Here is a 21778-nt window from a genome sequence, read left to right on the forward strand (position 1 = left end):
CCCGGTCAGGCGGTGAAGAAGCGCGAGCGCTGGGACTCGATCTTCTTGAGCATGTCCGAGCCGTCGTCGGGGTGGCCGAGCCACTGGGTGAGTCCGGGCAGGACGACGGTGGAGATGAAACCGGGGTCGCTGTCGCGGTCCGCGAACTGGGTGATGTGCTTCGCGGAGGCGATGAGTTCGGCGGACTTCTTCTGCAGCGCGTTGTACGAGCCGGTGCCGGCCTGCTCGTTGACGGCGAGGTTGCTCGGGTCGGCGTCCATGTACAGCTCCTCGGCGCGGGCCTGGCCGAGGAACTTCAGGAACTTCTTGGCGCCGTCCTCGTTCTTGGGCTGGCGGCTGAGCATGAAGCCGTCGGTGGGGGCCTCGACGGCGTCCTGGCCGTGGGCGGCGTCGATCTCCGGGAAGGGGAAGAAGTCGATGTCGCCGCGGATCTTCTCGTCCGTGACCTGCTGGCCGAGGAAGAGGCCGATGACGGCCATGCCGGACTTCTTGTCGAGCAGCGACTGGGCGGCGTCCTGCCAGGAGCGGCCGCCGGCGCCCTGCTGGTGGTAGGGGGCGAGTTCGCGCCAGTGGTCGAGTGCGGCGAGGGTGCGCTTGTCGGTCCAGGCGACCTCGCCCCGCATGAGGGACATGTGGAAGTCGTAGCCGTTGGTGCGCAGATTGAGGTAGTCGAAGGCGCCGAGGATGCTCCAGCTGTCTCCGCCGCCGTACCCGGAGGCGATCGGGGAGAGGCCGTCCTTCTTCATGCGCTTGGCCAGGGCCACGAACTCGCCCCATGTGCGCGGGACTTCGTAGCCGCGCTCCGCGAAGAGGCTCCTGCGGTAGAAGACGGCCCACGGGTAGTTGTACAGCGGGACGAAGTAGTACTTGCCGTCCTCGCCGCGGCAGAGCTGCTTGGTGGCGTCGCTGAAGCCGGCGCCGATGGTGTCCCACACGTCGTCGAGCGGGCTGCAGAGTCCCTTCTTGGCGAAGTACTGCATGCGGTAGCCGGCGAACCAGGTGAAGACGTCGTCCGGGGTGCCCTGCAGATAGGTGGAGATGCCCTTCTGGAACGTGTCGTGGTCGACGGTGTTCGTCTTCACCTCCAGGCCGCTGTCCTTGGTGAATGCCTTGGTCAGTGCGGCGTAGGCCGACTTGGGGGTGGCGTCGGCGCCGTTGGATCCGAAGGTGACCGACTTCGGGTCGGCCGCCGCTCCCCCGCCGCACGCGGTCAGGACCGGCGCCGCCAGGGCGGCTGCACCGATCCCGAACAGCCCGCCGACGACGTTGCGCCGGCCGGGTCCACGCGCAGCCAGGGGTATGCGGCTCTGCTGCGTCATCGCTACTCCTCGTACATGTCAGGACGTGTCTGTCCGCGGCACGTGTCCGTACCGCCGTGGGCGGCCGGACGACGGCCGGCCGTCGGTCTGTTCAGTTCGCGTGCGAGGTGGTGAAGGACTGGATCGCGGTGGCGGCGGCGCCGCGCGCCCACTCCTCGAAGGGCAGGGGCCGCGTCCGCAGGTCGCACCGTGCGGCCGAGCCGAAGGCGGCATCCGCGAAGGCGTCGCGGATCTGCTCGGCGAAGAGGTCGTAGGCGGCCAGGCCCTCGCCGGAGATGATCACGCGTTCGGGGCCGAGCAGGTTGGCGACCGTGGCGATGCCCCGGCCGATGGCCGCGCCGGCCCGGGCGTACACCTGCCGGGCTCCCGGGTCGCCGTCGTGGGCGAGGTCCAGGGCCTCGGCGGCGTCGGCCACGTGCACGCCGGTCGCCTCCCTGACCCCGGCGACGATCGCGGAGTCCGAGGCGATGGCCTCGACGCAGCCGCGGTTGCCGCAGTGGCAGAGCGGGCCGGCCGGGTCGATGGAGACGTGCCCGATCTCCCCGGCGACGCCGTGGGCCCCCGAGACGACCCGCCCGTGCACCACGAGGCCGCAGCCGATGCCCGCGCCGACGGTCACCAGGGCGAAGTCCGGCAGACCGACGCCTGCGCCGAACCACTGCTCGGCGACGGTCAGGGCCCGGACGTCGTTGTCGACGGTGACCGGCAACCCGGTCGCCGCGCCCGCCAGTTCGGCGAGCGGGACGTCGCGCCACTCCAGGAACGGTGAGTACCGCACCACCCCGTCGGCGCGGTCCACGTCTCCGGAGACCGCGATGCCGAGGCCCTGCACCCGGACCCCGAAGCCGTCCGCCTCGGTCAGCAGCTCCTGGACGAGCGCCGCGGTCGAGTCGAGCACGGCCTGCGGGTGGTGCGAGGTGAGCGGCACGTGCCGGGCGACCCTGATCCGGCAGCACAGGTCCGTGAGCACGGCGATGAGTTCGTCGCCGGTCATCTTGACGCCGATGAACAGCGCCCTGCCCCCGTCGACCCGTACCGGGTTGGCGGGGCGGCCGAGCGACACCTGCCGCGCGTCCTCGCCGGTGTCCTCGCGGAGGTACCCGGCCTCGATGAGCGGCCGGACCGCCTTGGTGACCGCGGCGGCCGACAGGCGGGTCCGGGCGGCGATGTCGGAGCGGGTGAGCGGACCGTGGGACAGCACGGTGGTGAAGATCTGTGAGGCGGCCGGCGTGTGGGCCGGGAACGCCTCGGTCCGAGTGGTCGAGCGCATGGCCGGAACCTAGGGCCCTTATTTTCTGCTGTCAATGAAAGAAACAGGATTCGCCTGAGTGTCGCTCCTGAGCTGCCTGTGCCCTGCAAATATGAAGTCGTCGTGCGGTGTTGACACATGATCGAAGGTCGGGGTTGGCTTTCACGTGTCTCGTCGCGCCATGGAACGTGAGGAACCCTGTCGATGATCTCCTTCGCCCCGGACACCGGGGTCTGGCTGCTGTCCACGCCGCGGACGTCGTACGCGCTGCGGGTCGACGAGGCCGGGGTGCCCTGCCACCTGGCCTGGGGCCCGCGCCTGACCCTCGCGGAGGCCGGGGACCTCGTGATGCCCCCCGCCCCGGCGGGCGACAGCTTCGGCGGGACACCCGGCGTCGGCGAGGAACTCCCCGTCGACGGCGGCACGCGGTACGGGCCGCCCTCGCTCCAGGTCCGGTTCGCCGACGGATCCCGCGCCTTCGAGTGGCTGCCGGCCGGCCGGCACCACGACGACGGCGAGCTGGTGCTGTCGTTCCGCGACCGGCTCCATCCGCTGCACGTGGACCTGCACTACCGCGTGCACGAGGACACGGACGTCATCGAACGCTGGACCGTCGTCCGCAACGACGGCACGGAACCCGTCACGCTGTTGCGCGCCGACTCCGCCGCCTGGACCCTGCCCGCGCTCCCGGACTACCGCCTCAGTCACGTCACCGGCCAGTGGTCCGCCGAGAGCCAACTGCGCCGCGAACCGCTCCCCCACGGCGAGACGGTGCTGACCAGCCGCCGCGGCATCACCAGCCACCACGCGAACCCCTGGGTGATGCTCGACGCGGGTGAGGCGACCGAGGAGCACGGCCGGGTGTGGAGCGCGGCCCTCGCCTGGAGCGGGAGCTGGCGGATCACCGCGCAGCGCACCCCGGACGGGCGGGCCGCGTTCACCGGCGGCGTCGCCCACGACGGCGTCGGCGTGCCGCTGGAGCCCGGCGAGGAGTTCACCGCCCCCGTGTTCGCGGCCGTCTGCACCGACGGCGGGTTCGGTGCGGCCAGCCGGGCCTGGCACGCGTACACGCTCGCCCACGTCGTGCCGCATCCCGACGAGGTCGCTCCGGTCCTCTACAACTCGTGGGAGGCGACGGGCTTCGACGTCGACGAGGCGGGCCAACTCGCCCTCGCCGAACGGGCGGCGGCGCTCGGCGTCGAGCTGTACGTCGTCGACGACGGCTGGTTCGGGGGCCGCCGCAGCGACCGCGCCGGCCTCGGCGACTGGGCACCCTCACCCGACCGCTTCCCCGACGGGCTCGCCCCGCTGGTCCGCGCGGTGCACGGGCTCGGCATGAGGTTCGGCCTCTGGGTGGAGCCCGAGATGGTCAACCCGGACAGCGACCTGTACCGCCGTCACCCGGACTGGGTCCTGCACGTCCCCGGGCGCACGCGCTCCGAGCTGCGCAACCAGCTCGTGCTGAACTTCGCGCGCCGCGACGTCGCGGACTGGGCCCACGGCTGGCTGACCCGCCTGGTCGGCGACCACGGCATCGACTTCCTGAAGTGGGACATGAACCGGGCCTTCAGCGAGGCCGGCTGGCCCGGGCGGCAGGACGGCTCCGACCGCCTCTGGCACACGTACGTACGCAATCTCTACGACGTCCTGGACCGCCTGCGGGCCGACCACCCGGGGCTGCGGATCGAGTCGTGCAGCGGCGGCGGCGGCCGTGTCGACCTGGGCATCCTCGCGCGTACGGACCAGGCGTGGGCGTCGGACAACACCGACGCCGCCGACCGGATGTGGATCCAGCACGGCTACGGGCAGGTCTACCCGGCGCGCACCATGGGCGCCTGGGTGACCGACGTGCCGAACCAGCTCACGGGCCGCACGGTGCCCCTGCGGTTCCGCTTCCACGTCGCGATGGCCGGGGCGCTGGGGATCGGCGGCGACCTGACCCGCTGGTCGGAGGAGGAGCTGCGCGAGGCGGCCGGGCTGGTGGCCGAGTACAAGCGGGTGCGCCCTCTCGTGCAGCACGGCAGGCTGGACCGCCTGTCCACGCCCTCTCCGGACCTGCCGTCGGTGGTGCAGTACACCGCCGGGGACGGCTCGGAGGTGCTGCTGCTCGGCTGGCGGCGCACGGCCCGGCACGGCAGCCCGGAACTGCCGGTCCGGCTGCGCGGCCTCACACCCTCGGCCCGCTACCGCGACACCCGCACGGGCACCGTCCACCACGCCGCCGTGCTCGGCGAGTACGGCCTGCGTCCGGACCTGCCGCCGGGTGACTGGTCCAGCACGGCGGTGCACCTGGTGCGGGAACCGGAGGAGGCGCCAGGGGTGTGAGCGGCGGGCGCCGGGGTCAGTAGCGCTGGGCCTTGGCCAGGTACGGGGTGAGTTTCTCCTCGGCAGGCTGGCGGCTGATGGCGACGGGCTCGGCCCGCTTCCCCGGCGCGAGGTCCTCAGCTCCGACGAACCTGGTCTCCACGACCTTGTCGTCGGCGTTCCTGAAATCGACCCGCACGGCGTACGAGGCCTTCTGGTCGGTCTTGTTGGTGATGCTGACCAGCACGGCGAGCAGCCCGCCGGTCTGCGCCTTCGGCAGTCCCGTCATCGCGACCTCGGACAGGGCGTTGCCGCGGCCCTCGACCTTCTTGAGCTCGGCCTCCGCGGCGGCGGAGCCACGGGCCGTGTCGGCGGCGACCGACGCCCCGAACGAGGAGGCTGCCGCGGAGGCGGAGGAGGCCGCCGCCGACGCGGAGGCCCGGGCGGAGTTGATGGCGGAGGCCGCCGAGGAGGCCAGCGCGGACGGCGGGGTCCCCGTGAACGAGGACCTGTCCGGCGGGGTGGGCCGCGAGCTGACCGAGGCCCCGCCGCCCTCGTCGCCGCTGTCCGAGCTGCACGAGACGAGCGCGGCGCCGCTGACGAGGACGGACAGCAGCGCGAGGGCCGGGCGCCCGCGACCCGGCCCTCTCCCGCGCGCGGCGGGGGCGGACAGCGGGCCGCGCGTCCACCGTCCGGTGCGGTCGGGTGCGGCCGTCCCGCGGGTCCGGCCCGGTCGGTCTCCGCCATCGGGAATGCGTGTGCTCATGGCCGTTCGTCCTCTTCCCGCCGGTCCGGCGCCCGTCCTTCGCGTACGCCTCATGCTCGGCGCGGATCGCGCGGGCCGCGAACGGCGCCGGGCCATTGGGGTGGGCACCGGCTCACCCGCCCGGGGGCCCGGGTTCCGCTCCCCCCTCCCGTGCGACATGGGCCCCGGCGACGGCCAGCGCCGCCGCCATGATGCTCAGCTGCGGGTTGACCTCCGGGCATCCCGGCAGCACGGACGCGTCCGCCACCAGGACTCCTCGCACTCCGCGCAGCCGGCCCTCGGGGTCGGCCGGGGCGCGCCGCGGGTCGGCGCCCGCCGCGACGGTGCCGGTCGGGTGGAACGCCGACAGGTGCAGGTTCCGCGGTCCCGCACCGGCGAGCAGCTCGTCGAGTTCGCCGAGGGAGCGGGCGCGGGGCGCGAGCGGCAGACCGGTGAGCACCTCCTCGGCACCGGCGGCGAAGAGCAGTCGTCCCATGGCGTGGACGGCCGTCATCAGCCGTTCGCCGTCCCGGCGGTCCAGGTCGTAGCGGACGAGGGCGCGGTCGCGGCCCTGGACGCGCCCGGAGGGACGGTCGGCGATCATGGCGCCGAGGGTGGCGAGCCGGTCCGTGTCCTCCAGTTCGCGGCGCAGTTCGCGGCCGAGGCCCGGCAGGACGAAGCTGCCCATGCCCGGTGGGCTCGCGGTCGCCTCGATGAGGATGCCCCGGTCGTGCAGTTCCTCGACGCCGGCGCTCTGGAGCACGCCCCGCCAGGCGGTGACCGGTTCGGCGAAGCGTCCGGCCACGCTGGTGGCCGGATGGACGCTCAGGTTGCGGCCGAGCCGCGGATGTCCGCCGAGTCCGGAGCGGCGCAGCAGGCCCGGCGTGTGCAGCGCGCCGGCCGCCGTCACGACGAGGGGGGCGAGGATCTCCAGCTCGCCGCCGTCCCGGCGCCCGGCCCGCACCCCGGCCGCCCGTGGCATGCCGGGACCGTCGCGGTCCACCAGGACGCGGTGGGCCCGGGCGCCGGTGACGATGCGGGCTCCGGCGGCGCAGGCGTCGGGCAGCACGGACAGCTGCACGCTCTGCTTGGCGCCGGTGGGGCAGCCGACGACGCACTGGCAGGAGCCCTTGCACCCGGGGGCGTTGCGGCGCAGGGGCCCGGCCCGCCAGCCGAGCTTCGCGGCACCGGCGAGCGCGAGCAGACCGTTGTTGCCGAGCACGTCGACGGGCTGCGCGGCGACGCGCAGGGTGCGCTCCACCTCGTCGAGCAGGGGCCCGAAGCGTCCGGCCGCCTCGAATCCGTAGCGGCTGCGCCAGCGGTCCAGGACGTGGTCCGGAGTCCGGTAGCAGGTACCGGAGTTGACCACCGTGGTGCCTCCCACGGCCCGGCCGACCGGCAGCAGCAGCGGCGGGGCGCCCAGCGCGAGGGTGGCTCCGCCGTCCCGGTAGAGGTCGGCGAACCGGTCGAGCGGCGCCCGGCGTCCGAACGACGCCGTCGAATGGTGGGCGCCCTCCTCCAGGACGACGACGCGCAGTCCGGCGCGGGCCAGGGTGCGGGCGGCCATGGCTCCGCCGGCGCCGGACCCGACGACCACCGCGTCCGCGGTGGTGCGCGCGGGCCACTCCTCGGCGGGCGTGCAGTCGAGGGGCGGATCGGCCGGCGCGCCCGCGTGGACCTGCGGGGCCGTCTCCCGCGTCGCCGCCGACCGTTCGGTGCCGGCGGCGAGCAGTACGGGCATCTTGAGGACGTCGAGCAGCGGGACGAGCGCGGGCCGGGCGGCCAGCGAGGCCAGCACGGCCTCCCGGTCGTGGGCGCCGAGCGCGGCGAGGCGCCTGCCGGTGCGGAGCACCGCGTACGCCTCCACCGCGGCGACGGCGGTGTGGACGCCGGCCCGCGCCGGCCGGGGAAGCGCGGCGAGCACCCTGCCGAGCCGGTCCGGCACCCTGGCCGCCCAGTCGTCCCCGCCGGTGTCGGCGAGCAGCGCGGCGACGAGTCCTTCGGCGGTCATCGCTCGCCCACCTCGGCGTGCGCGGTGCCGTCCAGGGACCATCGGGCCTCGGTGCGCCAGCGGCCCCACCACCGTTCCAGCACCACGTGGGCGTCGGCCGACTCGCTGTTGCGGCAGCGGGCGCGGGCGCCGTCGGGGTCGCGGTACTCCAGGTCCAGGGTGCGGGCGGCCGGCTGGACCACGTGGACGCGGACGCGGCGCAGTGCCGTGCGTCCGGTGACGCTCCACTCGGGCAGGCCGATCCGGGCCCGGAAGCGTCCGGCGCCGAGCCAGCCCACCGCCGTGCGCTCCGCCCGCCGCGGCCAGGTCCGGCCGCGGTGCCGCAGCCGGAGGAAGACGAGCGGCGGCAGCCTGCGCAGCCCCGGCCGGGTGGACACGGCGGCGACGATCTCCAGGACGTCACCGCCGCCGAGGTCCGCGTGGAGCCAGGCCCAGCGCCGGGCGTTGCCGTGCCCGTAGATCCTCGCGGAGGCGCCGGGCGCGGAGTCCAGGGTCAGGGTCGTGTCGCCGTACGTGAACTCCCCCTGGTAGCGGGCCCGTGCGGCCGGGAGCATCTGGGCGGCGGGCAGCAGCGGTCGGCGCCAGGACCAGCGGGGGAAGGTGAACAGGGGCGGACCCTCAGGGTGTTCGGTGAGCCGCCAGGAGAAGGCACCGGCCTGTCCTTCGAGCCGTCCCGGGCGGGCCGTGACGTCCGCTCCCGCGAAGCCGTCCGCCGGGGCGGTCCAGGGTACGGGTCCGAAGCGGGCGTGCTCGACGGGTCCGTTCCGGGGGTAGGCGGCGACCCAGCCGTGGGCCACCGGACCGGATCCGTCGGCGGGGGCGGTCAGTTCGTGGTGCAGCCAGAGGCCGGTGCCGCTCCCCGGGTCGGTGAGCGTGGTGTACCAGACCTCGGTACGGCCGGGGGTTCCGTCCCAGCGGGCCGCCATGTGCTCCGCGCCCGCCTCGCCGGCCGCCCGGTCCCGGCCGGGGATCCGCGGGAAGCGGAAGCTGAGGAGGAAGGGCAGGAGTCCGGTGGTGAGCGGGAACCGCAGGACGCCCTCGCCCACGCGCGCCCCGCCCTCGTACAGCGTGAACGGCAGGACGGTCATCGACCGCACCGGGCGGCTCGGCGTCACCGACTTCCAGCCGTCGAGGGCGAGCCGGCGCCCGCCCGCCGTGAACGACAGCCGGTAGCGGATGCGCCGGCGCGCCAGCGGCGACACCTCCAACTCGCCCTCGGCGGCGCCGTCGTCGGCGAGGCCGGCGACGCGGACCCGCCCGGACAGGCGCGCCGTGGTCGTCCGGTGCGGAGCCGTCACCGTGTCGGCGCGGGCCCGCAGGTCGAGGCGTACGCGGCGCTCTCGGCGCTCGGCGTCGAGCCGGACGGTGCCGAGCAGCGTCTCCGCGAACTCGGTGCCCCTCACGCGAGTCCCTCCAGCATGATCCGCTCGGTGGCCTCCAGGTAGGCGTCGGCGGCCGCGTGCGCCCCTGGGCCGTCGCCGGCGATCACGGCCATCACCACGGGCGCCAGCCGGTCGTGCGCCACCTCGGGGTCGGCGAAGGGCTCCGCGAGGCCGGCACGGACGGGCAGGTAGGCGTTGAAGAGCGTGTTGGTGAGCAGGACGTAGACACGGTTTCCCGTGGCCCGCGCGAGTGCTCGGTGCACCTCGACGTCCGCCAACTGCACGGCGTCGCCGCCCGTCGCCTCCCGCACGGCGGTCAAGTGCGCGCGCAGTTCGTCACGTTGGGCCCGGGTCGCCTTCTTGGCGGCCCGTTCGGCGATCAACGCGCCGATGCTGCGACGCACTTCGAACACCTCGTGGACCCAGCGGGCGTCGTGGCGCACGAGCATGGGCAGCAGATCGGCGCCGCCCAGGCGCACGTAGTCGCGCACCTTGGTCCCCACCCCGTGCCTGGTCTCCAGCAGGCCCGCCTGGACCAACCGGCCGAAGGCGTGCTTGAGAGTGGTGCGGGTGACGCCGTAGCCGTCGGCGAGCTGCCGTTCCGGGGGCAGGTAACCGCCGGTCGGATGGCGGCCGTCGAGGATGTCCTCGCGCAGCCGGTGTTCCAGGACGTCCACGATCGTCTCGCGGGGCAGTGCCTCCACGGAGGTCTCCTTCTCGGGCGGCGCGGCCGCTCGGAGAGCGGTGCGGGGTGAGGACGAGCGGTGCGGACCAAGGACGAGCGGTCGGGCCCGGCATCACTTGAGTGGCTCAGTGGATGAGCCACTCGCCAGTGGATGAGCCACTCAACCAGTGTGCCGCCACTGCGTCAATCCCCCTCGCCGCCAAGGTTGTTGCGCACCAACCCCTGCGCAAGTAGTTGACATGTACGCCACCGTGGGCGACGTTGAGAGCGCTCTCATGACATCCGGACGCACCCCGTCCGTTTGATTCCCCCCTCGTGAGGAGGCTGCGCGTGCCCAGAACACCCAAGTGGCGAGCACTGACGGCGGCCGTTGCCACACTGGCCGCGGCACTACTGACGTTCGGAGCCTCGACCCGCGCCGAGGCGGCGGTCCCGGCGACCATCCCGCTCAAGTTCACCAACAACTCCGGGCGCAGCGGCCCCGTCTACATCTACGACCTCGGGACGCTCCTCTCGACGGGCCGGCAGGGCTGGGCCGACGAGAACGGCACGTTCCACGCCTGGCCGGCCGGCGGCAACCCCCCGACGCCCGCCCCCGACGCGTCGATCCTGGGACCGGCGAACGGGCAGTCCAAGACGATCCGGATTCCCAAGTTCTCCGGCCGGATCTACTTCTCCTACGGCAAGAAGCTCGACTTCCGGCTGACGACCGGCGGGCTCGTGCAGCCGGCCGTGCAGAACCCGAGCGACCCCAACCGCAACACCCTCTTCAACTGGTCCGAGTACACGCTCAACGACAGCGGACTGTGGCTCAACAGCACGCAGGTCGACATGTTCTCCGCCCCCTACGCCGTCGGCGTCCAGCGCGCCGACGGCACCACGAAGAACACCGGCCACCTCAAGCCGGGCGGCTACACCGGGTTCTTCAACGCCCTGCGGGGACAGCCCGGCGGCTGGGCCAACCTGATCCAGACCGCGCCCGACGGCACCGTCCTGCGGGCGCTCGCCCCCGGACACGGCATCGAGAGCGGGGCGCTGCCGGGCAACGTGATGGACGACTACGTCAACCGGGTGTGGCAGAAGTACAGTTCGTCGACCCTGACGGTGACCCCGTTCGCGGACCAGCCGAACACCAAGTACTACGGCCGCGTCTCCGGGAACGTCATGAACTTCACCAACGCGGCCGGCGCGATCGTCACCAGCTTCCAGAAGCCCGACTCCGACAGCATCTTCGGCTGCTACAAGCTCCTGGACGCCCCGAACGACCTCGTGCGCGGCCCCCTCTCCCGCACCCTGTGCGCGGGCTTCAACCGCTCCACACTGCTGGTCAACCCCAACCAGCCCGACACCGGTTCGGCGAGCTTCTACCAGGACACGGTGACCAACCACTACGCCCGGAAGATCCACGCGCAGATGGCCGACGGCAAGGCCTACGCGTTCGCCTTCGACGACGTCGGCAACCACGAGTCGCTGGTGCACGACGGCAACCCGCAGCAGGCGTACCTCACCCTGGACCCCTTCAGCTGAGCAGGGCGCCGGTCGCGGCCCCCCGCCCGGGACCGCGGCCGGCGGAAGGTGCCCTTCACTGCCCCGTACACGTCGACGCGGCGCCCTCGTGCCGGTACCAGACGGTGTCCAGCTCACGGCCGTCCGGCAGGGTGTGGCGGGCCGGCCCGGGGGCCGGGACGAAGCCGGCGCGTTCCAGGGCGCGGCGGCACGCCTGGTTCCCCGTGGCCGTGCCCGCCCGTACCGTCGCCAGACCGGCGTGGCCGTGGGCGAACTCCGCACCGGCCAGGAACAGTTCGGCGCCGAGGCCCTGGCCTCGGTGGTCGGGGGCGAGGATGCCGCCCGTCTCGCCCCTGTCACGGTCGAGTTCGAGGTACCCGGCGTAGCGCCCGGTGTCGCGGTGTACGCAGACCATGAACTCGGGCGTCTCCGGGCCGGGTTCGAAGGGCTCGGCCAGTTCGGAGTTGGCCCGGATGAACCAACGGGGGGTGGCGCCGCCGGGGCCCAGGCGCAGCAGTGCCTGTCTGGTGTCGGCGTCCGGTACCACCTGCTCGCCCTGGTTCCCCTGCCAGCGCTTGGCCTCGGGGTCCTCGCCCGCGGCGACGGCCGCCAAGGCGTCGAGCCGGGTCACCGGGTTGTGGACCAGCAGGTGCCGGGTGGCCAGGGCGTGCCGGCCGGGCGTGCACGCGTCCGGGACGGGGAGTCCCGAGGCCGCCCGGCGACGTCGCAGGAGCGACCGCATCATGGAATCCCCCGTTGTCGTTCGTCCTGGTGCGCGGCCGAATGTACCGGCCTCAAGTCACCCTCTCCGACCGCTTCGCCACCCGCGACGAACTGGTCGACGCCGTCTTCGCCCACCGCATGGACGGCTCCGCCGCCGCCGTCGGCACCATGGCCCGTCCCACCCGACCCGGAACCGACCGCGCAGGCGGGTGCCGCTGAGTGCCCGACGGCCTGAGGTGACGTACACCCTTCAGCACCGCTGGAGAACTCGTCGAAACAGGCTCCCCGCAGTAGCCGAGGATTGCTCCATTCCGGCCTGGGACGACAGGCTGGGCGGACGCGGAGCCGGGACCTGGAGTGCGCCGCACCGGCGGGTCAGCTACCTGGCCCTGCTCGACCGCGCCCTCGCCCCTGGCGGCCACCTCGCCCTCACCGGCTTCGCAGCCGGCGAGGGGGGAATGGGGTCGGAACTCACGGATGCGGACCTCTACCGCGCACGCGAGTTGCAGGGTGGCCTCGCCTACACCCCCGAATCGCTGCGCTGGATCTTCTCCGACCTGGTGGAGGTGGAACTGCGCCGGATGCGGGAGGAGCCCCCTGAGTCAGCGCTGTTCGGCGCGACGTTCCTCTGGACCGCCTTGTTCCGCAAGAGTGCGGCCGCCTCGGGCGACGTCGACCCGGCGGCACCGCCGATGGGGTGCGGGGAACGCAGCAGCGCTGCCATCTCCCCCGCGGTGGGCAGCTTCTGGGCGACGAAACCGTGGACTGCGCGATCGTTTGATCGTTTTGGGTTCTTCCGATCTTTCCCTTGACCCCTGCTCGCCCAGTCGATCAAGATGCTCATGTCTCTCACTTGAGCGGCAGGAGGCGTTCATGCCCGGCCGACCGAGCCGCCGGTCCCGGTGGTGTCGTCCGATCAGGGCCTCCATCGGGTCGGGTGTCGGTCCGTGCACCGGGAACCGCTTGGCGTCCGCTTCGCTCGGGTACCGCTCCGTCGTGAAAGTGGGCTTCCTCCTGGCCGTCCTCCCGCTGTCCGCCGCCTTCGCGCTGCTTGAGCGGTGCCGGCGCTCGGGGCTGACGGCGAACGCGGGAGTACGCCCCAACAGGACGGCGCCGCGCGCGCGTTCGCGTGCCGGCCGGCAAGCAGCGCACGCACCCTCCGCCAGTGATACGGACGGACACCAGGAGCAGCATGGACACCTCGTCAGGCGGCCGTACCCCTCCGCGGACCGCTCTCGCCATGGGGCCGGACGCGGCGGCGGCCGTGTTCCCTCCGGACGCCGTGGAGGCGCTGAGCCGGGTCTGCGACCTCGTGCCGCCGCCCGCACTGCACGACTTCGGCACCGAACGGGCCCGCGCCGTCCTGCGCGACGTGGAAGTGCTGGTCACCGGCTGGGGCTGTCCCGTACTGGACGCGTCCGTGCTGGATGCGGCCCCCCGGCTGCGGGCCGTCGTCCACTCCGCCGGGTCGGTACGCCACCACGTCACCCCGGCGTGCTGGGAGCGGGGCCTCGCGGTGTCCTCCGCCGCCGCGGCCAACGCCCTGCCCGTCGCCGAGTACACGGTCGCCATGATCCTGCTCTCCGGCAAGCGCGCCCTGGAACGCGCCCGCGACTACCGGGCGACGCGCAGCCGCGACGACTGGGGCACCCCGCGCGACGTCGGCAACTACCGCCGCACGGTGGGAATCCTGTCCGCTTCCCTGGTCGGACGGCGGGTGATCGAACTGCTGCGTCCCCACGATCTGCGGCTCCTGCTGCACGACCCGTACGTCACCGCCGAGGAGGCCTCCGCGCTGGGGGCGCGGGCCGTGGGACTCGACGAGCTCTTCGCCCGGTGCGACGTCGTCAGCGTCCACACCCCGCTGCTTCCCGAAACTCGCGGACTCGTCGGCCGGCGGCACATCACGGCGATGCGGCAGGACGCCGTCCTCGTCAACACCGCGCGGGGCGCGGTGGTCGACCAGGAGGCGCTCACCGAGGCCGTCACGGCGGGCCGGATCCGGGCCGTCCTGGACGTCACCGACCCCGAGGTGCTGCCGCCCGACCACCCCCTGTGGGACTGCGACGGCGCCCTGATCACCCCTCACCTCGCGGGCTCCCAGGGCAACGAGTGGGCGCGCCTGGCCGAACTCGCCGTCGGTGAGGTCGCACGGTGGGCCGCGGGCGACGGCTTCGCCCATCCCGTACGACACGAAAGGCTGGCCCGACTCGCATGACCCTGCCCGGACTCCCCGCCGACGACCGCGAGTCGAGCCCTGCCACCGGCTGCACCCGCGCCCACTGGGAGACGGCCGCCGACCTCCTGCTGCACGCCGCCTGGCGCTGGGCGACCCCGCGCGGCGCCCTGCTCGACCTGCCGGGACCCCCCTCGGTCTCCGGCGCCCGCTCCGACGGGCTGGAGGGATACGCCCGGACGTTCCTCGCCGCCGCCTTCCGGACCGCGGGCGCCGACGGTGAGGACCCGCACGGCTGGCTCGACCGCTACGCCGCCGGACTGGCCGCCGGCACCCGCACGCCCGGCCGCGACGACGCCGAGTCCTGGCCGCTGATCCTGGACCACCACGTGCAGGGCCAGCCGATGGTGGAGTCCGCGTCGGTGGCGCTCGGTCTGCGGCTGACCCGCCCGTGGCTGTGGGACCGCCTCGACGGCGACGTGCAGGACCGGGCGGCGCGATGGCTGCGCGGCGCCCTGGAGCACGTACCGGCGCCGAACAACTGGTACCTCTTCCCGTACACCGTCGCCGGGTTCCTGGAGTCGGTCGGCCGCGGCGACGCGCTGACGGCCCGCGCGCGGGAGCGGGCGCTCAATCTTCTAGCGGGCTGGTACCGGGGCCAGGGCTGGTACGCGGACGGCGACGGGCGGGCCTTCGACCACTACAACGGGTGGGCGCTGCACCTGTACCCGGTGCTCGACGCGCATCTCGCGGACGATCTCGCGGGCGAGGAGGGAGCGGCCCCGTACGGTGCCCGGCTGCGCGAGCATCTGGAGAGCTACTCCCTGATGTTCGGGGCCGACGGGGCGCCGCTGCACTTCGGGCGGTCGCTCACGTACCGCTTCGCCGCGGCCTCGGCGGTGGCGCTCGGCGCCGTCACCGGCCACACGCCGCTGTCCCCGGGCACCTCGCGGAGGCTGATGAGCGGCGCGCTGCGGCACTTCCTGGACCGCGGCGCCGTCGACGGGAACGGACTGCTCGGCCTCGGCTGGCACGGCCCGCACGCGGCGACGCTGCAGCGCTACTCGGGTCCGGCCTCGCCGTACTGGGCGTCGAAGGCGTTCGTCGGCCTGCTCGCGCCCGACGGCCACCCGCTGTGGACGGCGCGTGAGGAGCCCGCGCCCAGCGAGGGACCGGACCGGGTCCTGGCACTGTGGGCACCGGGCTTCCTGGTGCAGAGCACGGGCTCCGACGGCATCGTCCGGCTGCACAACCACGGCAGCGACAACGTCCGCCCGCACGAGGGCGAGTCGGCCGCCGAGGACGACCCGCTCTACGGCCGTCAGGCGTACAGCACCCGTACCGGCCCGACGGCCGCCGGGAACGTCGCGGACAACCACCTGGGCCTGGTCGTCGGCGGGGCGCGCAGCGTGCGGCGCCGGATACATCCGCTGGGTGCGGGCGGCGGGGACGGCTGGGGCTGGGCGGCCTCCTGGCACCGGCCGGTGTTCGCGGCCGGTCCGCCGACCGTGCCCGGGCTGCGGGTGGAGAGCGTCACCGTGGTCCGGGGCCGTCTCGAACTGCGGGTGCACCGCGTCGTGGGCGCCCCGCCCGGAGCGGTCGTCGAGCAGACGGGCTGGGCGACCGGCCCCGACGGGAGCGCGTACTCCGCGCTGCATCCGCTGCACGGCTGGAGCGGCGCGGACGAGGCGCGGGCACCGCAGGGCACGGCGTTCACGTCCTGGGCTCGGGTCCCGCGGCTCACCGGTGCGGCCGAGGGCACCGCCGTGTACGCGAGCCTGGCCACGCTCACCGCGGAGCCGGACCCGGTACCCATCGCCGAGGCGGTCACCGGGGTGTCGGCGGACGCGCACGGCGTCGAGGTGCGCTGGGTAGACGACGGCTCGACGACACGCGTCGCCTTCGAACCCGCCACTGTCGGACACACCGGCGGTGGCAGCTGAGGGCGCCGAAGTCCGGCCCGAACCGCCGACGGGACGACGCCTGCCGCCGCCGCTCCTCGCTCCCTCAGGCGCAGGCGGGGCACAGCCCGCGGTAGGTGACCTCCGCCTCGGACACCGTGAAGCCGAACCGCTCCTCCGCGGGCAGGTCCGCGAGCGGGCTGCCGGTCGGGTGGACGTCGCGGATGGTGCCGCAGCCCGAGCAGACCAGATGCTGGTGCGGCCGGTGGGCGTTGGGGTCGTAGCGCTTGGCGCGGCCGTCGGTGGAGACCTCGATGACCTCGCCCAGGGACACCAGCTCCCCCAGGGCGTTGTAGACGGTGGCCCGGGAGATCTCGGGCAGCCGCTCGGCCGCGCGGGCGTGCACCTCGTCGGCCGTGAGATGGACGTGGTCGCCGTCGAGGACCTCCGCGACGACGCGCCGCTGGGACGTCATCCGCCAGCCGCGCCCGCGCAGTCGCTCCAGCAGGTCACTCATGTCGGTTCACCTATTCGGGCTCGGTGGGTGTTCGCGTTCGGCGTGGACGTCCGGATTCGATCCCCTGTGGATTTGGCATCCTTATTGACTTGGACTCTGTCCATCGTAGGATCGGTTCCGGCAATAGCCAAGGGACAGGACGACCCAGTACGGCAGGAGACCAAGACGTGACGGCATCACCGCCGGTACGCCCCGCGGCACCGCACGGCGGCCCGGGGCCGTCCGCGACGCGCCGCTCCACACCGTCCGGGACGGTGACCGCCTCGGCGCCGAGGTGAGCCGCACGGCGTTCGTGGTCCGCCGCCCGACCACGACCGCCGACGACCGCCCTCCGGCCGCCGGGGCCGGGATCCCCTTCCGGGGCCCGTGCCTCAACTGTTCCACCGCCCGCAGTTCTTGAGCACCGTGATCCGCCTGGTCCGGAAGGATTCCCATGTCCGACAACCATGATGCAATCGTCACCGACGCGAAAACAGAGGACGGCGGTGGCTGCCCGGTCGCCCACGGGCGCGCCCCGCACCCGACGCAGGGCGGCGGAAACCGCCAGTGGTGGCCGGAGCGGCTCAACCTGAAGATCCTCGCCAAGAACCCCGCGGTGGCGAACCCCCTCGGTGAGGACTTCGACTACGCGAAGGCCTTCCAGGCACTCGACCTCGCGGCCGTCAAGCACGACATCGCCGAGGTGCTCACGACCTCGCAGGACTGGTGGCCGGCCGACTTCGGCAACTACGGCCCGCTGATGGTCCGCATGGCCTGGCACAGCGCGGGCACCTACCGCATCAGCGACGGCCGCGGCGGCGCCGGGGCCGGACAGCAGCGCTTCGCCCCGCTCAACAGCTGGCCGGACAACGGCAACCTCGACAAGGCCCGCCGTCTGCTGTGGCCCGTGAAGAAGAAGTACGGCCAGAGCATCTCCTGGGCCGACCTCATGGTCCTCACCGGCAACGTCGCCCTGGAGCAGATGGGCTTCGAGACCTTCGGCTTCGCCGGCGGCCGGGCGGACGTCTGGGAGCCGGAGGAGGACGTCTACTGGGGTCCCGAGACCACGTGGCTCGACGACCAGCGCTACCGCGGCGACCGCGAGCTGGAGAACCCCCTCGGCGCGGTGCAGATGGGCCTCATCTACGTCAACCCCGAGGGCCCCAACGGCAACCCGGACCCGCTCGCCGCGGCCCGCGACATCCGCGAGACGTTCCGCCGCATGGCGATGAACGACGAGGAGACCGTCGCCCTGATCGCCGGCGGCCACACCTTCGGCAAGACGCACGGCGCCGGCCCGGCCGACCACGTCGGCGCCGACCCCGAGGCCGCCTCCATGGAGGAGCAGGGCCTGGGCTGGCGGAGCACCTACGGCACGGGCAAGGGCGGCGACGCCATCACCTCCGGCCTCGAAGTGACCTGGACCAGCACGCCCACGCAGTGGAGCAACGGGTTCTTCAAGAACCTCTTCGAGTTCGAGTACGAGCTGGAGCAGAGCCCGGCCGGCGCCAACCAGTGGGTGGCCAAGGACGCTCCCGAGACCGTGCCCGACGCGCACGACCCGTCGAAGAAGCAGCGCCCGAAGATGCTCACCACCGACCTGGCGCTGCGCTTCGACCCGATCTACGAGCCCATCTCGCGCCGGTTCCACGAGAACCCGCAGGAGTTCGCGGACGCCTTCGCCCGCGCCTGGTTCAAGCTGACGCACCGTGACATGGGCCCCAAGTCCCTCTACCTCGGTCCGGAGGTGCCGCAGGAGACCCTGCTGTGGCAGGACCCGCTGCCCGAGGCCGAGGGCGAGACCGTCGACGCCGAGGACATCGCCGTCCTCAAGACCAGGCTCCTGGAGTCCGGGCTGTCCGTCGCCCAGCTGGTGTCCACCGCGTGGGCGTCGGCGTCGACCTTCCGCGGCAGCGACAAGCGCGGCGGCGCCAACGGTGCCCGCATCCGCCTGGAGCCGCAGCGCGGCTGGGAGGTCAACGAGCCCGACGAGCTGGCGCAGGTGCTGCGTGTCCTGGATGGCATCCAGCAGGAGTTCAACGCCGGCGCCGGCGCGAAGCGGATCTCCCTGGCCGACCTGATCGTCCTCGGTGGCTCCGCCGCCGTCGAGAAGGCCGCCAAGGAAGCCGGCTTCCAGGTGGAGGTGCCCTTCACCGCGGGCCGGGTCGACGCGACCGAGGAGCACACCGACGCCGAGTCGTTCGAGGCGCTCGAACCGACCGCCGACGGGTTCCGCAACTACCTCGGCAAGGGCAACCGCCTGCCGGCCGAGTACCTGCTGCTGGACCGGGCGAACCTGCTCACGCTGAGCGCTCCCGAGATGACCGTGCTGGTCGGCGGCCTGCGCGTGCTGGGCGCCAACTACCAGCAGTCCCAGCTCGGTGCCCTCACCCGGACGCCCGGCTCGCTGACGAACGACTTCTTCGTCAACCTGCTGGACCTGGGCATCACGTGGAAGGCGACGTCCGAGGACCAGACCACGTTCGAGGGGCGCGACGCCGCCACGGGCGAGGTCAAGTGGGCCGGCTCCCGTGCCGACCTGGTCTTCGGTTCGAACTCCGAACTGCGCGCCCTGGCCGAGGTCTACGCGAGCGACGACTCCAAGGAGAAGTTCGTGAAGGACTTTGTCTCGGCGTGGGACAAGGTGATGAACCTGGACCGGTTCGACCTGGTCTGATCCCTTCCCGACGTCCGGGCCGGCGAGCACCACCGCCGGCCCGGACGTCTTTGCCGTACGTGCCCCGCGACCTGTGGTCTGTGACCTGTTGCCCATGCCGCGTGACGGCGAACGGCGAACGGCGAACGGCGAACGGCGAACGGCGAACGGCGGGGAATCCGCAGGCGGGCGCTCGCCGTTACCGCCGGGGGCGTTCGCCCGCCCCACCGCGACGGCTCACCGCGGACGCGACGACTCCCTGCGGACGGGACGGTTCACCGCGGACGCGGGGACGGTACGCCCGGCGCGCTGACGGCCGCGGCGCAGCGGTGCGCCAAGTGCGCGACGGCGTCCGCCAGTTCGGCCGGGCCGACGACCTCGAAGCCGGCGTCGAACCTGCCGATGGAGGCGGCCAGGGCCGCCCACGACCACGAGCCCAGGACGAGCCGGCAGCGGTCCGGGCCGAGTTCCTCGACGATCCCGTCCCGGACGTGGGGCGACACGGCGGCGGCGGGCAGGCCCAGGATCACCTCGCCGCGGCACGGCCATCCTCCCGAACTCTCGGCGCCCCGGAACCTCCCGGCCACGAAGGCGGCCACCCCGCCGGGCAGTTCGCGCGGCACGAAGCGGGGCCCGGTGGGGATGCGCGGAGTGATCCGGTCGGCCCGGAAGACGCGCCAGTCCTCGCGGTCGAGGTCCCAGCCGACGAGGTACCAGCGGCCGGCCCAGGTGACGAGGTGCTGGGGCTGCACGCGGCGCGGCGAAGCCCCGGCGGCGACTCGTTCCGGCCGGTTCGACGCGGAGGGGACGTGGTCGAAGCGCAACTCCTCGCGGGCGTGGACGGCCGCCCCGAGCGCGACGAGGACTCCGGTGGCGACCGGCGGGTCCGGCCGCTCGGAGGGGCGTGCCACGGCGGTGACGGGGAGGGCGTCGACGCGGTGGCGCAGCCGGGCCGGCATGACCTGCCGGACGGTGTGCAGCGCGCGCACCGCGGCCTCCTCGATGCCCGCGCCGGTGGTGGTCGCGGCGATCCGGAGGGCGACGGCGAGGGCGACGGCCTGCTCGTCGTCGAACAGCAGCGGGGGCAGGTCCTTGCCCGCGTCCAGCCGGTATCCGCCGTCGGGGCCCTTCGTGGCGACCACGGGATAGCCCAGCTCGCGCAGCCGGTCCACGTCACGCCGCACGGTGCGCGGACTTATCTCCAGCCGCTCGGCCAGCAGGGCTCCGGGCCAGTCCCGGCGGGCCTGTAGCAGCGAGAGGAGGGAGAGCAGTCGCGCGGAGGTCTTGGGCATGGGCCCATCGTGACGCCGTAAGCGGTCAGGTCCTGACCGCTTCTCCCGCTGGAGGGGTGACGATCCAGGACGACACCGCCGGGCCACGCTCCGTGCCCCGGCGACGGGGGCGCGGGCGTCTCAGGCGGGCGGGTTCGGCCGGGGCGGCATGGCGAGGTGGGCGAGGTCCGGGGGCGGCGGTGTGGTCTGCGGCCACAGGGGCGCGGCGTCGCCGTCCGCGAGCGCGGCGGGTGCGTCGGTGAGGTTCATCCGCTCGCGCAGCCGGCCGTAGAAGTCGGTCGGGCCCAGCCGGACGGCCCGCAGTCGGCGCGGGGCGGCGTAGACGCCGATCCAGTCGCCCGGTTCGAGCACGCCCCGCACCTGGCCGTCGATGCTGACCGCCGCCTGGCCCGAGCGTTCGAGCAGGCGCAGGGCGATCGGTTCGTCGGGGGCGGCCACGACCGACCGGTTGAACGTCATGTGCGGGGCCACCGGGGTGAAGATCAGGGCGTCCGTGCGGGGCGACACGACCGGGCCGCCGGCGGCGAAGCTGTAGGCGGTCGAGCCGGTCGGGGTGGCCACCAGCAGGGCGTCCGCCGAGTAGGACGCCAGGAGCCGCCCGGCGAGGTAGACACCGGCGGACACCTGCCGGTCCCGCGACAGCTTCTCCAGGACGATGTCGTTGAGGGCGGTGACGTTCAGGGCCACGCCCCACTCGTCGCCGGTGTCGCAGTCCGCGCGCACGCCGGGAGGCGGCAGGAGGGGGCCGCGCCCGTAGCGCATGAGCACCCCCATGTCCGCCGGGACCTCGAAGGCACGGGAGGCGCGCAGCGTGAGCAGCATGCGCTGTTCGACGGTGAGGCGGTCCTCGCGTACGGCGTCCAGTGCCGAGCGCACCGCGGCGGCCGACACTTCCGTCAGGAAGCCCACCCGGCCCAGGTCGATACCGAGGACGAGGGCGTCGTTCTCGGCGGCGAGACGGGCTCCGCGCAGGAAGGTGCCGTCACCGCCCAGGGTCACGACGAGGTCGGGGTCACCCGCGGCCTCGTTCTCCTCGTGGGCGCTGTGCCGGCCGCCGTCGTGCCACACGTCGATGTCCGTGCACTGCACACCGTGTTCCTCGCACCAGGCGCGGACGCTGCGAGCCGCCTCCACGGCCTCCCGGCGTCCTCCGTGCGTGACCAGACCGATCCGGCGGACTGTCATGAGTGCCTCCCCGGCCAGCCTACGGAAGCACCCGCGCCGGCGCCTCGGGAAGCTCACCCGGGTGGTTCCCCCGGTCCTCTCGGCCCCGGCCGTCGTCGCCCGGGCACCGGCGGCATGTCGCAGTTCGGTCCTGGATCGCCGCCGGGAG

At 73.6% G+C, this 21778-nt stretch carries 16 protein-coding genes and 1 pseudogene; 7 read left to right on the top strand and 10 right to left on the bottom strand.

The features are described from left to right. Positions 1 to 5: 5 nt before the first annotated feature. Positions 6 to 1319, bottom strand: coding sequence for an ABC transporter substrate-binding protein (locus tag ACWGIS_RS28555; protein ID WP_453365332.1), 1314 nt, complete (start codon positions 1317 to 1319; stop codon positions 6 to 8). A 91-nt stretch (positions 1320 to 1410) separates the two neighbouring features. Beyond that, positions 1411 to 2589, bottom strand: coding sequence for an ROK family protein (locus ACWGIS_RS28560; RefSeq protein ID WP_453365333.1), 1179 nt, complete (start codon positions 2587 to 2589; stop codon positions 1411 to 1413). A gap of 183 nt (positions 2590 to 2772) precedes the next feature. On the opposite strand from ACWGIS_RS28560, the gene ACWGIS_RS28565 reads away from it, so the two are divergent. After that, the gene (locus ACWGIS_RS28565) at positions 2773 to 4893 is read left to right on the top strand and encodes an alpha-galactosidase (protein WP_453365334.1); all 2121 of its coding nucleotides are present in this window, start codon (positions 2773 to 2775) and stop codon (positions 4891 to 4893) included. Positions 4894 to 4909: 16 nt separating this feature from the next. Here the strand turns inward: ACWGIS_RS28565 and ACWGIS_RS28570 are convergent, their stop codons facing one another. From ACWGIS_RS28570 to ACWGIS_RS28585, 4 genes are all read right to left on the bottom strand, one after another. After that, positions 4910 to 5545 carry a hypothetical protein gene (locus tag ACWGIS_RS28570; protein ID WP_453365369.1) on the bottom strand — a complete coding sequence of 212 codons (636 nt, stop codon included), beginning with the start codon at positions 5543 to 5545 and terminating at the stop codon, positions 4910 to 4912. A gap of 205 nt (positions 5546 to 5750) precedes the next feature. After that, positions 5751 to 7628, bottom strand: coding sequence for a GMC family oxidoreductase N-terminal domain-containing protein (locus tag ACWGIS_RS28575; protein WP_453365335.1), 1878 nt, complete (start codon positions 7626 to 7628; stop codon positions 5751 to 5753). After that, the gene (locus ACWGIS_RS28580) at positions 7625 to 9031 is read right to left on the bottom strand and encodes a hypothetical protein (protein WP_453365336.1); all 1407 of its coding nucleotides are present in this window, start codon (positions 9029 to 9031) and stop codon (positions 7625 to 7627) included. Before ACWGIS_RS28580 ends, ACWGIS_RS28575 begins: the two co-directional genes overlap by 4 nt. Then, positions 9028 to 9714, bottom strand: a complete 687-nt coding sequence (locus ACWGIS_RS28585; RefSeq protein ID WP_453365337.1) for a FadR/GntR family transcriptional regulator — start codon at positions 9712 to 9714, stop codon at positions 9028 to 9030. The genes ACWGIS_RS28580 and ACWGIS_RS28585 overlap by 4 nt, the downstream gene beginning before the upstream one ends. 311 nt (positions 9715 to 10025) lie before the next feature. On the opposite strand from ACWGIS_RS28585, the gene ACWGIS_RS28590 reads away from it, so the two are divergent. Beyond that, a complete protein-coding gene (locus ACWGIS_RS28590) occupies positions 10026 to 11222 on the top strand; it encodes a glycoside hydrolase family 64 protein (RefSeq protein ID WP_453365338.1) in 1197 nt (398 codons plus the stop codon). 55 nt (positions 11223 to 11277) lie between these two features. On the opposite strand, the gene ACWGIS_RS28595 is transcribed toward ACWGIS_RS28590, so the two are convergent. Then, positions 11278 to 11946, bottom strand: coding sequence for a GNAT family N-acetyltransferase (locus ACWGIS_RS28595; RefSeq protein WP_453365339.1), 669 nt, complete (start codon positions 11944 to 11946; stop codon positions 11278 to 11280). 38 nt (positions 11947 to 11984) lie between these two features. On the opposite strand from ACWGIS_RS28595, the gene ACWGIS_RS28600 reads away from it, so the two are divergent. From ACWGIS_RS28600 to ACWGIS_RS28615, 4 genes and pseudogenes are all read left to right on the top strand, one after another. Beyond that, positions 11985 to 12143 carry a hypothetical protein gene (locus ACWGIS_RS28600; RefSeq protein ID WP_453365340.1) on the top strand — a complete coding sequence of 53 codons (159 nt, stop codon included), beginning with the start codon at positions 11985 to 11987 and terminating at the stop codon, positions 12141 to 12143. Between the two features lie 143 nt (positions 12144 to 12286). Next, positions 12287 to 12583 (top strand): annotated as a pseudogene (locus ACWGIS_RS28605) (class I SAM-dependent methyltransferase); the annotation flags it as partial. 533 nt (positions 12584 to 13116) lie between these two features. Next, on the top strand, positions 13117 to 14142 hold the full coding sequence (locus tag ACWGIS_RS28610; RefSeq protein WP_453365341.1) for a hydroxyacid dehydrogenase: 1026 nt from the start codon (positions 13117 to 13119) through the stop codon (positions 14140 to 14142). Then, positions 14139 to 16043 (top strand): DUF2264 domain-containing protein, encoded by a 1905-nt coding sequence (locus tag ACWGIS_RS28615; protein WP_453365342.1) that lies wholly within the window; start codon positions 14139 to 14141, stop codon positions 16041 to 16043. Before ACWGIS_RS28610 ends, ACWGIS_RS28615 begins: the two co-directional genes overlap by 4 nt. A gap of 64 nt (positions 16044 to 16107) precedes the next feature. On the opposite strand, the gene ACWGIS_RS28620 is transcribed toward ACWGIS_RS28615, so the two are convergent. Next, positions 16108 to 16518: a Fur family transcriptional regulator gene (locus ACWGIS_RS28620; RefSeq protein WP_453365343.1), complete on the bottom strand. Its 411-nt coding sequence runs from the start codon at positions 16516 to 16518 to the stop codon at positions 16108 to 16110. Positions 16519 to 16951: 433 nt separating this feature from the next. Between ACWGIS_RS28620 and katG the strand changes: the two genes are divergently transcribed. Then, positions 16952 to 19174 carry a catalase/peroxidase HPI gene (gene katG / locus ACWGIS_RS28625; RefSeq protein WP_453365344.1) on the top strand — a complete coding sequence of 741 codons (2223 nt, stop codon included), beginning with the start codon at positions 16952 to 16954 and terminating at the stop codon, positions 19172 to 19174. Positions 19175 to 19428: 254 nt separating this feature from the next. Here the strand turns inward: katG and ACWGIS_RS28630 are convergent, their stop codons facing one another. Together ACWGIS_RS28630 and ACWGIS_RS28635 are read right to left on the bottom strand one after the other, a co-directional pair. Then, a complete protein-coding gene (locus tag ACWGIS_RS28630) occupies positions 19429 to 20445 on the bottom strand; it encodes a helix-turn-helix transcriptional regulator (protein WP_453365345.1) in 1017 nt (338 codons plus the stop codon). A gap of 120 nt (positions 20446 to 20565) precedes the next feature. Next, complete coding sequence (locus ACWGIS_RS28635; protein ID WP_453365346.1) at positions 20566 to 21630, bottom strand: NAD(+)/NADH kinase; 1065 nt, start codon at positions 21628 to 21630, stop codon at positions 20566 to 20568. Between the last annotated feature and the right edge of the window lie 148 nt (positions 21631 to 21778).

The sequence above is a fragment of the Streptomyces sp. NPDC054842 genome, assembly GCF_053611025.1.

What these genes read in the sequence shown, in the direction of transcription:
- ACWGIS_RS28555 (WP_453365332.1), bottom strand. Translation starts at nt 1,319, where the DNA reads ATGACGCAGCAGAGCCGCATACCCCTGGCTGCGCGTGGACCCGGCCGG.
- ACWGIS_RS28560 (WP_453365333.1), bottom strand. Translation starts at nt 2,589, where the DNA reads ATGCGCTCGACCACTCGGACCGAGGCGTTCCCGGCCCACACGCCGGCC.
- ACWGIS_RS28565 (WP_453365334.1), top strand. Translation starts at nt 2,773, where the DNA reads ATGATCTCCTTCGCCCCGGACACCGGGGTCTGGCTGCTGTCCACGCCG.
- ACWGIS_RS28575 (WP_453365335.1), bottom strand. Translation starts at nt 7,628, where the DNA reads ATGACCGCCGAAGGACTCGTCGCCGCGCTGCTCGCCGACACCGGCGGG.
- ACWGIS_RS28595 (WP_453365339.1), bottom strand. Translation starts at nt 11,946, where the DNA reads ATGATGCGGTCGCTCCTGCGACGTCGCCGGGCGGCCTCGGGACTCCCC.
- ACWGIS_RS28600 (WP_453365340.1), top strand. Translation starts at nt 11,985, where the DNA reads ATGTACCGGCCTCAAGTCACCCTCTCCGACCGCTTCGCCACCCGCGAC.
- ACWGIS_RS28610 (WP_453365341.1), top strand. Translation starts at nt 13,117, where the DNA reads ATGGACACCTCGTCAGGCGGCCGTACCCCTCCGCGGACCGCTCTCGCC.
- ACWGIS_RS28615 (WP_453365342.1), top strand. Translation starts at nt 14,139, where the DNA reads ATGACCCTGCCCGGACTCCCCGCCGACGACCGCGAGTCGAGCCCTGCC.
- ACWGIS_RS28620 (WP_453365343.1), bottom strand. Translation starts at nt 16,518, where the DNA reads ATGAGTGACCTGCTGGAGCGACTGCGCGGGCGCGGCTGGCGGATGACG.
- katG (WP_453365344.1), top strand. Translation starts at nt 16,952, where the DNA reads ATGTCCGACAACCATGATGCAATCGTCACCGACGCGAAAACAGAGGAC.
- ACWGIS_RS28630 (WP_453365345.1), bottom strand. Translation starts at nt 20,445, where the DNA reads ATGCCCAAGACCTCCGCGCGACTGCTCTCCCTCCTCTCGCTGCTACAG.
- ACWGIS_RS28635 (WP_453365346.1), bottom strand. Translation starts at nt 21,630, where the DNA reads ATGACAGTCCGCCGGATCGGTCTGGTCACGCACGGAGGACGCCGGGAG.